13 protein-coding genes and 1 riboswitch are annotated in these 13,009 nt (G+C 74.5%); of the genes, 6 read left to right on the forward strand and 7 right to left on the reverse strand.

The features are described 5' to 3' along the window. Positions 1–199 precede the first annotated feature (199 nt). Both ACSNOB_RS21095 and ACSNOB_RS21100 read left to right on the forward strand, forming a co-directional pair. On the forward strand, positions 200–1,552 hold the full coding sequence (locus ACSNOB_RS21095) for a YibE/F family protein (protein WP_436688188.1): 1,353 nt from the start codon (positions 200–202) through the stop codon (positions 1,550–1,552). A gap of 166 nt (positions 1,553–1,718) precedes the next feature. Next, a riboswitch (cyclic di-AMP (ydaO/yuaA leader) is annotated at positions 1,719–1,850 on the forward strand. A gap of 3 nt (positions 1,851–1,853) precedes the next feature. After that, on the forward strand, positions 1,854–2,873 hold the full coding sequence (locus ACSNOB_RS21100; RefSeq protein WP_393102207.1) for a coiled-coil domain-containing protein: 1,020 nt from the start codon (positions 1,854–1,856) through the stop codon (positions 2,871–2,873). A gap of 121 nt (positions 2,874–2,994) precedes the next feature. Here ACSNOB_RS21100 and ACSNOB_RS21105 read toward each other — a convergent pair whose 3' ends face one another. Further along, entirely contained in the window at positions 2,995–3,750 is a 756-nt protein-coding gene (locus ACSNOB_RS21105; protein ID WP_436688189.1) for a carbonic anhydrase, read from the reverse strand. Between the two features lie 226 nt (positions 3,751–3,976). Between ACSNOB_RS21105 and ACSNOB_RS21110 the strand changes: the two genes are divergently transcribed. Next, positions 3,977–4,303 (forward strand): helix-turn-helix transcriptional regulator, encoded by a 327-nt coding sequence (locus tag ACSNOB_RS21110; RefSeq protein WP_436688190.1) that lies wholly within the window; start codon positions 3,977–3,979, stop codon positions 4,301–4,303. Between the two features lie 159 nt (positions 4,304–4,462). On the opposite strand, the gene ACSNOB_RS21115 is transcribed toward ACSNOB_RS21110, so the two are convergent. The 3 genes from ACSNOB_RS21115 to ACSNOB_RS21125 all read right to left on the reverse strand — a co-directional run bounded on the left by ACSNOB_RS21115 (position 4,463) and on the right by ACSNOB_RS21125 (position 8,389). Continuing rightward, complete coding sequence (locus ACSNOB_RS21115) at positions 4,463–5,155, reverse strand: hypothetical protein (RefSeq protein WP_436688191.1); 693 nt, start codon at positions 5,153–5,155, stop codon at positions 4,463–4,465. Next, the gene (gene eccE, locus ACSNOB_RS21120) at positions 5,152–6,621 is read right to left on the reverse strand and encodes a type VII secretion protein EccE (RefSeq protein ID WP_436688192.1); all 1,470 of its coding nucleotides are present in this window, start codon (positions 6,619–6,621) and stop codon (positions 5,152–5,154) included. Before eccE ends, ACSNOB_RS21115 begins: the two co-directional genes overlap by 4 nt. Before the next feature lie 88 nt (positions 6,622–6,709). Further along, positions 6,710–8,389, reverse strand: a complete 1,680-nt coding sequence (locus ACSNOB_RS21125; RefSeq protein WP_436688193.1) for a right-handed parallel beta-helix repeat-containing protein — start codon at positions 8,387–8,389, stop codon at positions 6,710–6,712. 298 nt (positions 8,390–8,687) lie between these two features. Here ACSNOB_RS21125 and ACSNOB_RS21130 point away from each other — a divergent pair, with 298 nt between their 5' ends. Genes ACSNOB_RS21130 through ACSNOB_RS21140 form a run of 3 tightly spaced genes read left to right on the forward strand, consistent with a single transcriptional unit; the run spans position 8,688 to position 10,791 of the window. Then, a complete protein-coding gene (locus ACSNOB_RS21130; protein ID WP_436688200.1) occupies positions 8,688–9,056 on the forward strand; it encodes a YwqJ-related putative deaminase in 369 nt (122 codons plus the stop codon). After that, positions 9,053–9,538 (forward strand): SUKH-3 domain-containing protein, encoded by a 486-nt coding sequence (locus ACSNOB_RS21135; RefSeq protein ID WP_436688194.1) that lies wholly within the window; start codon positions 9,053–9,055, stop codon positions 9,536–9,538. The genes ACSNOB_RS21130 and ACSNOB_RS21135 overlap by 4 nt, the downstream gene beginning before the upstream one ends. Then, positions 9,532–10,791 carry an SseB family protein gene (locus ACSNOB_RS21140; RefSeq protein WP_436688195.1) on the forward strand — a complete coding sequence of 420 codons (1,260 nt, stop codon included), beginning with the start codon at positions 9,532–9,534 and terminating at the stop codon, positions 10,789–10,791. The genes ACSNOB_RS21135 and ACSNOB_RS21140 overlap by 7 nt, the downstream gene beginning before the upstream one ends. A 66-nt stretch (positions 10,792–10,857) precedes the next feature. Here the strand turns inward: ACSNOB_RS21140 and ACSNOB_RS21145 are convergent, their stop codons facing one another. The 3 genes from ACSNOB_RS21145 to ACSNOB_RS21155 form a co-directional block, all read right to left on the reverse strand. Beyond that, positions 10,858–11,289, reverse strand: coding sequence for a hypothetical protein (locus ACSNOB_RS21145; protein WP_436688196.1), 432 nt, complete (start codon positions 11,287–11,289; stop codon positions 10,858–10,860). Between the two features lie 96 nt (positions 11,290–11,385). After that, positions 11,386–12,723: a type VII secretion-associated serine protease mycosin gene (gene mycP, locus ACSNOB_RS21150; RefSeq protein WP_436688197.1), complete on the reverse strand. Its 1,338-nt coding sequence runs from the start codon at positions 12,721–12,723 to the stop codon at positions 11,386–11,388. Between the two features lie 100 nt (positions 12,724–12,823). Continuing rightward, positions 12,824–13,009: hypothetical protein (locus ACSNOB_RS21155; RefSeq protein WP_436688198.1), on the reverse strand; the 186-nt coding region annotated here is incomplete at its 5' end.

The raw sequence follows: 13,009 nt of genomic DNA on the forward strand, positions 1-13,009 counted from the left end.
CCCCATGGACCCCGCACCGCCCGCCCCGCCTCCCCGACCGGGCGGCGGCACCGACCGCCCGTGACCGGTCGGGCCGGACGATCGCGGTACGTGGCCGGCTCGCCGCCCCAGGGCGATCCGCCGCCGCGGTCACCCGGGAACGCTGAACCGACCGGCCCGCCGGCACGTACCCCGCCCTGGATTCGTTGGGAGACACTCAATGGGCGCCGACCACACCCGTCCCGCACCGTCCGCCCCGCCGGGGGTGCGACGGATCCTCGTCGCGACGGTGGTGCCCCTCTTCGTCGCGACCCTGATCGCGGCCCTGGCGCTCTGGCCGTGGGACGCTCCGGAGGCCGCGCCCGGCACCGACCCGCCCCGCCACCACGGCACGGTGACGCGGGTGGTGACGGAGCCGTGCCCACCCGCCCCGGAGACCCCGGAGGGGAGCCCGGGCGCCACGGAGGGCCCGTGCGGCACCGTCACGGTACGGGTGGACGATGGTCCCGACGCCGGCCAGCAGGTGGAGACGCCCGTGCCGGCCGGGCCCGGCGCGCCGACGGTCGCGGTCGGCGACGAGATCATCCTGGTCGAGCTCACGGACCCCGCCGACCCCTCGGCGACCGCCTACAACATCGCCGAGCACCAGCGCGGCCAGCCGTTGCTCTGGCTGGTGGTGCTGTTCGCCGCGGCGATCGTCGCGTTCGGGCGGTGGCGCGGCCTCGCCGCACTGGCCGGCCTGGCGGCGAGCTTCGCGATCCTGCTCACCTTCGTGCTGCCCGGCATCAGTGCCGGGCGCCCGCCGCTGCTGGTCGCGGTCGTCGGCGCCGCCCTGATCATGTTCGTGGTGCTCTACCTGACACACGGGCTGACCGCACAGACCTCGGTCGCCGTGCTGGGCACCCTGGGCAGCCTGGTGCTGACCGGGGTCCTCGGCACGATCGCCACCGCGGCGACCCACCTGACCGGCTTCGGCACCGAGGACGCCACCACGCTGTCGATGTTCCAGGCCGACGTCGACCTGCACGGCCTGCTGCTCGCCGGGATCGTCATCGGCTCGCTCGGCGTGCTCGACGACGTCACGGTGACCCAGGCCGCGACGGTCACCGAACTGGCGCACGCCAACCCCGGGCTGTCCCGGATGCAGCTCTACCGCGCGGCGACGCGGGTCGGCCGCGCGCACATCGCCTCGACGGTGAACACCATCGTGCTGGCGTACGCCGGCGCCTCGCTGCCGGTGCTGCTCCTGCTGACCGCCGACTCCCGGGCGGTGACCCAGATCCTGACCAGTGAGTTCCTGGCCCAGGAGATCGTCCGCAGCGCCGTCGCCACCCTGGGCCTGATCGCCGCCGTGCCGCTGACCACCGGCCTCGCGGCCCTGGTGACGACGGCCGGCCGGCGCGGCGGCGGCTCCGCCGACCCCGACGCGCCCCCGACCCCACCGGTCCCACGACCGGCGGCGGACCGGTCCGAGGCGTTGGAGGCCCTCAGCGGGCCGCGCGCCGGGAACACGCCCACCGCCGCCCCCGCCGGGTGGCCCGATCGAGACGGGAGCACGGACACCGCATGGTGACACTCCTCAGCGTGACCGATCAGGACGCCCCGCCTGATAAACGCGTCACTGGTCACCGTCCGCCATTACGAAATAACGCATTTAGTCGGCTTAGGGACGTAGATCCCCGGGAGGACTCTCGGGTAACCTCGCTGCCGGTCACCGCCGAAGGCGCGCAGCGGCGCCTGCGGTGCCGCCGCCCAATCGCCGTCAGGCGAGCCGGGGACCCAGGTACGTGGGGTGAATCCGCGACAGCGGTAGGGGCCACTTCCGCCCCGAACCCGTCAGCTAACCCGGTCGGCGGTCGACGGAAGGGAAAACTGTGACGGCACCCCTACGCCGCTGGTTGACACCTGTGGTGGCCGTGATCGCCGCCCTGGCCGTCTTCGCCGGACCCCTCCCGGCGGCGGCCGCACCCACGACACCGCCCCAGCCCTCGGGCCACGGGGACGACGAGCCCAAGCTGCTCAACGACCTGATCGAGGCGCGGAACCGGAGCTACGTCCAGGCCAAGTCCAAGCTGGCGAAGTCGAAGAAGCGCCAGCTCGAACTGGCCCTCGAGGTCGACCGGGCGCAGGCCGAGCTGGCGGCGCTGGCCCCGCAGGTGAGCGAGATCGCGGCCCAGTCCTACCGGACGGGGCGGATCGGCGCGGTGTCGATGCTGCTGGACACCGCCAGCCCCGACTCGTTCGTCCAACGCGCCGCCGCGCTCGACGAGCTGAACCTGGTCAACTCCAAGAAGCTCGCCGCGGTGAACGCGGTCAAGACCCGCGCGGAGCAGGCCAAGCTGGCGCTCGACGCCGAGGTTCGCGAGCAGACGAAGCTGACCAACGAGATGGCCCGCGGCAAGCGCGAGGCGGAGAAGGCCCTCGCACTGGTCGGCGGCAGAGGGCTGACCGGCGGCAAGGTGGTCGCCACCTCGCCGGTGGCCCGGATGGCACCGGGTCGTACCGCCGACGGCGACTGGAAGCCCCTGTCCTGCACCGAGGACGACCCCACCACCTCCGGCTGCATCACCGCGCGCACGCTGCACATGTACAAGGAGGTGAAGCGGGCCGGGTTCAACCGGTTCGTCGGCTGTTACCGCTCCGGCGGGCCGTACGAGCATCCGAAGGGCCGGGCCTGCGACTGGTCGCTGCAGCGAAGCGGCTTCTCCCCCTGGCACAACGACGACACCTACATGTACGGCAACAACCTGACCGCGTTCCTGGTCCGTAACGCCGACCGGCTCGGCATCTACTACGTGATCTGGAACCGGCAGATCTGGTTCCCGGCGACCGGCTGGAAGTCCTACAGCGGCCCGTCGAACCATACGGACCACGTGCACGTGTCACTGCTCTGACGGCGGTCGCTGACAGGGCCGCACCCGCGTCCGCGGGTGCGGCCCTGTCGCCGTCTGCGGCCTCTCCTCGAAGCGACGCCGGGCACCCGGCGGACCGGGTGACGTCGAACGGTCGGTCGGGTCAGGCGACGGCGGCGGTGACGGCCGGCTGCGTCCCGTCGACCGCGCCCATCCGGGCCGGCACGGCGGCCACGACCCGCGCCTCACCGGCGGCCAGTCGGTACGACATGCCGACGACTGCGCAGCGCCCGGCGGCCACCTCGGCGGCCAGCACGGCCGAGCGGTCCAGCATCGCCTCGACGGTGCACCCGATGTGGATGTCGACGATGCGGTCGATGTCGTCCACGCCCTCGGCGGCCGCGCGGCGCAGGCTGGGCACCACGGCGTCGACCACGGCGTTGAGGTGCCCCTGCGGGGCCGTGCCGGTGGCGTCCGCCGTACGGGCGGCCTGGACGGCCCCGCAGGAGTCGTGCCCGAGCACCACCACCAGCGGCGTGCGCAGGACCGTCACGGCGTACTCGACGCTGCCCAGCACCTCGGGGCCGACCGTGTGTCCGGCGGTGCGTACCACGAAGAGGTCGCCGAGGCCGCGGTCGAAGATGATCTCCGCAGCGAGCCGGGAGTCGGAGCAGCCGACGATCACCGCGAACGGGTGCTGCCCGTCCGCGACCGCAGCGCGGCGCCCGGCGTCCTGGTTGGGGTGGTCGGGGGTGCCGGCGACGAACCGACGGTTGCCGGCCAGCAACTCGGCGAGCGCCTGCTCCGGATCGCCCGGCGGGGGAAACGCGTCGCGCACCGCGGCCGAGTCTCCCGGTGCCGGCTCCGACGACTTCCGCTCCGGGCCCGGCTGTGCGCCGGGGGATCCGGGACGACTCATCTCCCTCACCTCGTCCCTCACGAACGACCTGGTCACCCCGGCCGACGCTGGGCGCGGGCTGCACCCACGCTCACACGCACCCAAAGATACGTCAAGGGATGCGTGATATACGTTTCATATGTTTGCGCCCGCCCGCGGACTCGGGCGGGGCCTTCCCGGCTGACCCGTCCGACGACGGCGCGAGGGCGCGGCGGAAAACCCGAAAGGCGCGCCATACGATGACGACATGGCGACGACAGGGGAGAACGGGAGCACCCGCAACTGGACGTTCCTGACGAACCACGGGCACGTGCTGCTCGCCATCGCCCGCAACCCCACCGCCCGGCTACGCGACGTCGCGGACGAGGTGGGCGTCACCGAGCGGGCCGCCCAGTCGATCGTCGCCGACCTGGAGGCCGGCGGCTACCTGAGCCGCACCCGGGTGGGCCGGCGCAACGAGTACACGCTCAACCCGGCCGGGCGGTTCCGGCACCCCGCCGAGGCCGACCGGCAGGTCGGCGCCCTGCTCGCCCTCTTCGCCGACGACGCCGCCGAGAGCGCCGACCGCGCCTGAGGCCGGGGCGGCGGGCCCCGCAACGCCGCCGAGGCGCGCGGCATCCCCGCCACCCCTTCGACGGTCCGCCGGCCGACCTCGCCGGCGCTGGCGGACCTGTTCGTCCCAGACCTCCTGGTCGTAGTCCGGATCCGGCCGGGCAGCCGACGGGCCGGGCGATCAGCCGGCGCGGGCGACGGGGCCGATCAGCTGACGTTCGGTGGGGGTCATGCTGAGCATCACCCACTGCACCTTGCCCTTGGTGATCAGGCCGACCATCTCGGGGTGCAGCTGGGTGAACCAGCTCTGCACGCTCATCAGGCCCAGCGCGCTCGCCGCCGTCGCGGCCTCCGTCTCCAGCAACCGCTGGAGCAGCACGATGTCGCTGCGTACCAGCGCGTCGACGTCCCAGCCGGCCAGGTCGTCGCGGACCACCAGGGTGGCCCGCCAGGGCGCGCTGAGGCCCGAGTCAGGGCCGGTGACCGGGCCGGTGTCGATCACGACGAGCTGCGGCTCGGTCGGGGTGGCCACGGCCGGTGGCGCAGCGCCCGGCGGTAGGAACGAGGCGACCTCCCGGCCGATGACGCAGCGCCGCAGGAAGGAGTCCCACTCCTGCTCGCGGGCGGTCTGGATGAACAGCCGGGCACCGAGCGCGAGGGCGCGGAAGGCGAGCAGCTCGGCGCAGCGCACGCCGCCGGTCAACAGCAGCCGCGTCGGTTCGGCCCGGAACAGGCGCAGCCCCACCGGCTCCTGCTGCCGGCTGCGCCCGACGACCAGGCCCCCGCCCCCGGCAACCAGGTGCAGGCCGCCGACCGCGGCGGCGTCGGCGACGTGCAGCCCCATCCGGCTACCGGGGAAGGCGACGCTCTTCACCGCAGGAAACCTCCGAGCGGAAGCGTGGCGGCCACGCCGTGCGCGTGCTCGCCGTCGAGTCGTTGCAGCCGACCGCCGTGGCCGCGGATCGCCTCGTGCAGGGCCTGGTCGGCGGCGGCGAGTGCGGTCGGGTCGGTGCCCATCAGGCGAAACGCCACCTCCACGGCGACGTCGTCGCCGGCGGTACGGCTGGCCGCGATCGACACCACGCTGGCGGCGGGCAGCCCCCGCAGCAACGGGTCGACCTCCCACGGCCGGCGGGGCCAGGCCAGCATCCGGTGACAGCTCTGCGGGGCGCCCTGGGTCGACCAGCCCCGCCAGGTCTCCCGGGCCAGCGGCCGCTCCCCCGCAGCGCCGGGCGCCCCGCCGGTCAGATGGGTGAGGGCGGTGACGGCGGCGAGCACCTCGTCCCGGTTGAGCATCCGGGCGGTCACCCGCTCCTGCCGCAGCTGCCGACGCATCCGCCGGATCGCCGCCGTGAGCGTCGGACGCAGGTCACGGTCGGCGTGGAAGTCGGGGGTCCGCGCGGCCTGGAGCACCACCCAGGCTCGCCGGCTGGCCGGCACGTCCCCGTTGGTCAGCTCCCGGTACGCCCGGTCCACCGCCGCCGCGCCGGAGCGGGCGCGCGGCGCCGGCGTCACCTGGATCAGCAACTGCACCACCACCGGGGGGGCCTTCTCGTCGACCGCCGGCAACAGCGAGGCCGCGGACGGCAGGGCCTGGGGCGCGCTCATCAGCAGGGCGCCCTCGGTGGGATCGACCTCGAAGACGGCGCTCAACCCGCCCCGATGGGTCAGCAGGACGGCCGGCTGGTCGTCGACCTCGACGGTCTCCAGCTCGACGCCGTGCTCCAGATGGGCCAGCAGGTGCGCGGCCGCGTCCCCACCGGCGGCGGTGAGCTGCCGGCGGCGGCCCCGGAAACCCCACCAGACCGAGATCCACTGGTACAACCACCGGCTGCGGAATCGGATCATCGTCGGGGTGAGCAGCAGCAGCGCCCCGGTGGCCACCGCGGCGGTAAGCGGCACGCCGTGCGGGGAAGCGGCGAGCACCGCCGCCGCGCCGGCCTGCCATGCCACCAGTTGGGCGACGTTGATGCCGCCGATCCCGAGGGCGGCCTGGTGCGGTCGTACCGCTCGAGTGGCCGCGGCCGCGGCCGCGACCGCCGCGTCGTCGGCGACCGCGGCGGGCTGGGGGGCGGCGGGAGCGGCGGCGGCTTGCGGGGGCGGCGCGGCCTGCACCGTGGCGGTGGCCTGTGCGGCCGCCGCGGCCCGTGCCGCGCCGGCCGCCTGGCTGATGTACGCGGTGCCGACAGCCGCCTGACCCTGACCGCGCTGTGCCAGGGCATCCGGCCGTGGGCCGCTGCCGGCCCGGCTCACCGTCGGCGCGGGCGCCGCTACGCCGGCCTGCTGCGGTGGTGCCACCCGTGGCGCGGGCGGCACCTGCGGGGCCGGTTGGGCGGCCACACCCGGATGGTGCTGCCAACCCGGTTCGCCCGGCCGTGCCGCACCCGGATGCGTCACCTCGCGTCCCTCCTCACCTGGGCCGGCCCGCTCAGCGACCGATCGCGGCGCGGATGTCGGCCACCGTCACGGTACGCAGCTCGTCGAGGCTGGGCCGCTGACCGGACTGACGCAGCCGTTGCGCCTGGGCCTTGCGGACGCCCTCGAAGAGCTTGCGGGCCTCGCGGGCGTTGCCGAAGTTCTGGTCCCGCTCGATGGTGGCGAAGTGCGTCTGGAGCAGATCGGAGACCCCGTCGGCGAGCACATACTCGTCGCCGACGGCCATCCGCTCCACGATGACGACCAGTTGCTCGGGGCTGTAGTTGCCGAACTCGATGGTCTTCGCGAAGCGCGACGCCAGACCCGGGTTGGCGTCGAGGAACTGGAGCATCTCCCCGGTGTAGCCGGCGGCGATGACCGCCACCTCGTCGCGATGGTCCTCCATCAGCTTGACGAGCGTGTCGATGGCCTCCTGCCCGAAGTCGCCACCACTGCCGAAGGAGCGGGAGAGGGTGTACGCCTCGTCGATGAAGAGCACCCCGCCCCGGGCCAGGTCGAAGGCCGCGGCCGTCTTCTCGGCCGTGTGGCCGAGGTACTGGCCGACGAGGTCCCGCCGGGACACCTCCCGGAACGCGCCGCCGGGCAGCGCGCCGAGCGCCGCCAGCAGCTCACCGTAGATGCGGGCCACGGTGGTCTTACCGGTTCCGGGTGCGCCCGCGAAGATCAGGTGGTGGCTGACCGTGCCGACCGGCAGGCCGGCACTGCGCCGCCACTCGTTCACCTGGATCTCGTCGATGAGCGCGCGGACCTCCTCCTTCACCGACTCCAGGCCGACCATCGCCTCGAGCTCCGCGAGCAGCTTGTCGGTGCGCGCGGTGTCCTGCTGCTTCGCGGCCTGCGCCGCCTCGGCCCCGAAGGTGGCCCGCCGGCTGGCCACGCCCTCCACGATGGTCGGTGCGGCGCCCTCGGCGACCTCGATCGCCGGCAGTGCGGTGTTCTCGGTGGTGCATTCCTCGACCGTGCCCTGACACCCGCGGGCGAAGGAGACGGCCGGGCCGCGGGTGTCGCGGATCCGGCAGCGGCGCAGTACGGGCGCGCTCTGGTGCACCACGGCGACTCCGGCGTGGCCGGTCTGGGAGATGTCGCAGGCCTCGATGGTCGGGCGGCCGTACTGGTAGACGTAGATGCCACGGTTGCCGCAGCGGGTGACCGTGCTGGTCCGGATCGTCGGGGCGGCGCCGATCCGGACGATGATGCCGTCCTCGCTCAGGTCGCTGAACTCGCAGCCCTCCACTGTGCCGTCGGAGTCCTCGACCACCAGCCCGTAGCGGGCGCCGGTCACGCGGCAGCGGGTCAACGTGAACTCCGACCGGCTGGCCACCGAGACGGCCGGGCCGAAACCGGCACTCAGCTCACACCCGGTCATGCTGAGCGTCGCCCGGTCGACCGCCACGACCGGCGCGTCCCCGGCCTTGAGGACCAGATCGCGCAGCTCCAGCCGGCCCGAGTTGCAGGACACCGTGGGATACGCCCCGGACGAGGCGTCGATGGTGACCGTGCCGGCGCCCTGCGCGGCGACGATGGTGGCCCCGCGGTCGTTGACGAACAACGCCTCGTAGTAGGTGCCGGGGCTGACCGAGACGACGGCGTCGTCGTCCGCCACCGCGAGCGCGTCACCGATGGACGGATAGGCGCCGGGCTGGTCCGGGGAGACGAGAAGGGTGCGCGTCATGGCTCCGGTCTTCGTACGGCGGAAGGGTCACGCCGACGATATCCCAGGCGGTCGACACGGCGGGAGCCCCGTCGCCGCGAGCCGAACCGCGCCACCCGGGGCCCGTCCGGCGCGGGGTGGCGGGACCGGACGCGCCGGCTGCCGGCGGTGCCGGGGGAGGTTTCGCGCGGCCGGGCCAGGTCGACGACGGGTCGGGCAGCCCGGTGCCGGCCCGAGTGGCACGGCGACGGGCCGCTAGGCTCGAGCCAGGACCGATGGCTGGTACGCAAGAGCTGGAGGACGGATGGCGGAACTCCGGATGTTGCCGCTCGCCGCGGGCGCGCTGCTGGTCGACGGGACCGTCCATACGCACACCTCGATCCGCGGCGACCTCGCGCCCGATCTGCACCCGGTGATCCGGCGCTTCCTGCACGAGCTGCCGAGCGGCCAGCGGGAGCGCTTCGCCGGCTGGTGCGCCGAACCGGTCCTGCTCTCCGACCGGCTGTACGCGGCCGAGGCCGGCGGGGGGTCGCTCAGCCCGGCCCGGGCCCGGTCGCTGCTGTGGGGCGCGAAGGTGCGGGTGACCCGGGTCCGGGAGGAGGGCGACCCCCGCCACGGTGAGGTGCAGCCGCCCTGCCGCTCGTGCGCGGCCCTGCTCGACTGGTTCGGCGTGGAGGCGCTGGCATGACCGCACGCTTCCCGCCCCTGGTGGCCGAGACGCTCCAGGTCGCCGGCTGGGTTCCCGGCCGGCGCGACGACGAGCGGGCCCGGCAGTGGGCGCTGAGACTGGCCGCCGTCGCCACGCCGGACGGCCGGCAGCACACCGTCGTCCGCGCCGCCGTCGAGGCGTTCGCCGAATTCGGCGGCCTGCTGGTGCGCCCGCAGGGCGACGGAGAACAGATCGCACCGAGCACGTTCCACCTGGACCCGTTCCTGGTGAGCCACTCGGCGGCCACCCTCGCCGCGCTTGCCGGGGTCATCGGCGCGCCGCTCACGCCGCTGGGCGAGGAGGGCGACGGCACCGGCATCCTCGCGGTCGACGAGCCGGGGCGCGTGTTCGTGCTGGACCACGGCGGCGACTGGTATCTCGGCGAGCACCTCGACGAGGCGATCACCGCGTTGGTGCTCGGCCGGCAGCCCCGCCGGGTAGGTCAGGACGGCAGGTGGTGACCGACTGGGCGCCCGCGACCCCGACCGAGGAGGCACTGCTGGCCGCCGCCGAGGCCGGGGACCGGGACACGTTCCTGGCGACGCTGGCCACCGGACCGCTGCTGCTGCCGGTGTCCCCCGAGGCGGCAGCCGGCCGCGCGCCGGTGGCGTGGCCGACGGGCGGGCACGACGGGCGGACCCACGTCATCGCGTTCACCTCGCCCGGGGCGATTGCCGCCTGCCTGCCCGGGCAGTCGGTCAGCTACCGGGTGCTCGCCCTTGCGGACCTGGCCGCCGACTGGCCGGACGACGACTGGCTGCTCGCGATCGACGCCGGGCTGCCGATCGGCGTCCGACTCACCGCCGAGGAGCTGCGGGCGATCGCGGCGCCCGCCCTCGACGCCGAGCGGGAGCTACGCGAGGCGATCGCCCGGCAGGAGCCGGACGCCCTGATGGCGGCCCTGCTCCGGGCGGAACTGCTGCTGCCGCTGCGGCCGGGCGGGTCCGAGTCGCGGGACCTGTCCGATCCGGACTTCCCGTGGTGGTGCCTCCCGGACGAGCAGGGGGAGCCCTGCCTGCCGGTCTTCACCGCCGAGATGCGGCTGCGGCAGGCCCTCGGCGACCACGACCTGGTCGCGGTCAGCAGCCTCCAGTTGGCCGAGCAGTGGCCGGACCCGTCGTGGCAGCTCCTGCTGAATCCCGGCACCCCGCTGGCGGCGGCGCTGCCCGGCGAGGCCGTGCGGACCCTGCGCGACTGGCTCGGTCAGCTACGGCAGGCGGTCACCAGTGCCAGCGAGGAGGAGCGTCAGCGCCTGGAGACGGCCGCGTACGCCGAGCCGGCCATGGCGGGCGTACCGGCGCAGCGGACGGTGCCGGACGAGGACGCCGAGTACGAGCCGGACCCGGACCTGCCGGTACGGCTGCAGCTGGTGATCCCGCACCGGTACCTGCCGTCCTATTTGGAGGACGGTTACCAGCGAGCCGCCGGGCTGGTGCACGCCTGGGCCGGGCCGGGCCGGGACACGCCCACCCGGCTCTACCGGCGCCTCGGCCTGCTCGGCGAGGGTTCGCCGTTCGCGGAGTCCGACGAGTGGGTGGCCGTGTTGCGGTGGGAACCCAACGAGGACACGCCCGAGGACTGGGGGCGCGGCCAGCCGCGGATGGAGTCACTGGTGGTGCCGGACGGGACGGGCCTGCACTGCCTGCACCACGACGGCCGCGACGAGTTGCTGGCCCGCTTCGACGCGGCCAGCGGGCGCTGGTTGCCGGCCTGACCGGCGGCCGGCTCGGGGCCCTGGCGCCGCCGCCCCGGAGGGCCGGGGCCGCGGCGGCAGCGCGGGTCAGCGCCGGTTGTCGGCGAACCAGTCCCGGGCCGACCGGCTCTTGAGCAGGACGAGTGCCACCCCGGAGAGCCCGCCCACGACCAGCGGCGTGACCATCGTCGGTTGGAAGCTGAGCCTGCCCTGCACGAGCAGGCCGACCAGGGCGAGGACGAAGAGCCCGAAGGTGAACGTGGCCGGCGTCCGCAGCCCCGCGGCGCCCGCCCGGCGCCAGGCGAGCACCATCCCACCCACCGTCATGGCCACCAGCAGCAGGCAGAGCGCCAGGATCAGCAGGGCGATGACGATCAGGAACACCTTGCCGTCTCCGTCGCTCCTCGCCATCGCCACGAGGAAGGCGACGCCCGCGACGAGCCAGGTGAGGGCCGTGGGCACCATCAGGAGGATCGCCGCGATCACCGTGGCCGGCCGCCGGACGGCCGTGGGCGGCACCGGCGCACCGGACGGTCCGGCATGCGGGGGTACCGCGCCGGGCGGTGACGGGGGCCCGGTGCCGGGGAACTGGGCCGGCATCTCGCCTCCTGTCCGTCAGGCGCCCGGCCGGCGCCAGCCGGCGTCACCCGTCGGGTCGGAGGGGTGGGCCGGCTGCCCGCCCGCCGGGCCCGACGGCGGCACGCCCGGCCCGACCGGATGCGCCCCGGGTGCCGGCGGGTACGGGGTTCCGCTCCCGGCGGGACTGGCGACCGGCGTGCGGGCCTCCTCCGCGGATGCCGCGCTCCTCCGACGGAGGCGTCGCCACACGAGCAGCACCACCGTCACCACGAGGCCGAGGACGACGAGTACGACCGCCAGCGAGAGCACCCATTCGAGGGTCTTGTTCGGTGTCCCCGAGTTCTCCGCGCGCGCCCGGGCCAGCGTCGGGTCGAGCGCGGGCTCCCGAGGCGCCTGTGTGCGGCTGCCTCGGCCGTCCGGCTCGCCGGTCAACGCCCGGCGCAGGTCGAGCTGGCCGTAGCCGTAGTCGAGGTCCTTACCCGGTGTGCCGGCGTCCCGCGTGGTCTCCAGCATCCGCTTGAACAGGTCGTGCGAGTTGAGGTTCGGGTACTTCGACTTCACCAGGGCGACCGCGCCGGAGACGAGCGCGGCGGAGCCGCTGCTCCCGGTGCTCATCGTGTACCGCCCGCCGGGCAGCGCGGCGAACAGGTCGTCGCCGGGTGCGGCGAGGTCGGTCTCCTCGGCGGGAATGGCGGCGATTCGGCTGGGGCGACCGTTGCGGTCGGTGCCGGTCACGGCGAGCGCGCCGGGGTGCCGGGCCGGGCTACCGATGATCGCGTCCTGCTTGTTGCCGACAGCGGCGACGACGATGACGTTCTTCTGGTACGCCCGTTTCACCGCCCGGTCCAGATCGACGTCGGTCGAGCTGCCCAGGGAGACGTTGATGACGTCGGCGCCGTGGTCCACCGCCCAGTCGATCCCGGCCGCGAGCGCGTCCGGCGCGATGATCGCCTTGCCCTCGGCGCCCTGCACGGTCACCGGCAGGAGCTTGGCCTTCGGGGCGACGCCGAGCACGCCCTCGCGGCCGCCCGGGCCGTGCCCGTGGCCGGCGATCAGGGACGCCATCGCGGTGCCGTGCCCCTGCCGGTCCTGGTGCCCCTTGCTCCGGTCGTCGTAGAGATCCACGCCGGGGAGCACGTTGTTCTTCAGGTCCGGGTGCCGGGCGTCCACTCCGGTGTCGACGACCGCGACCGTGATGCCCTCACCCTGGCTGAGCTTGTGCAGCTCGGTCAGTTCGAGGGCGTCGAGGTGCCAGGCGTCCTTGCGGCTGTCGGCGGCTTGGGCCGGCGTGCCCGCCAGGGCCAGGGCCAGGGCCGCCAGGACGCTCAGCGCGGCCGTGGCCAGCGTGGCCGCCGGGCGAGGGACGAGACGCATCGCGCGTACCTTCCTCTGTGGGCCGTCGATCGGCCGGATGCACGGTCACCGCATGGTACGGGCCGGCCACCCATGGTGTGGTGACCGGCCCGCCCGTGCGTCAGCCCTGACCGAGCGCCTTGCCCTGCTGCTGCGGTCGGTGCTCCGCCGGCGCCTCGATATTGCCGACGGCGACCGACTCGGTCGTCCAGAGCTCGTCGTCGCCCTCGCCGTACTCCCAGGTCTCCTGCTCGTCCTCAGTTCGGCGTGCGGCGCTGCGGGCGCCCGGGACGGCCGGGCCTCCCCG

Source organism: Micromonospora sp. URMC 106 (assembly GCF_051386395.1).
Lineage (GTDB): Bacteria > Actinomycetota > Actinomycetes > Mycobacteriales > Micromonosporaceae > Micromonospora.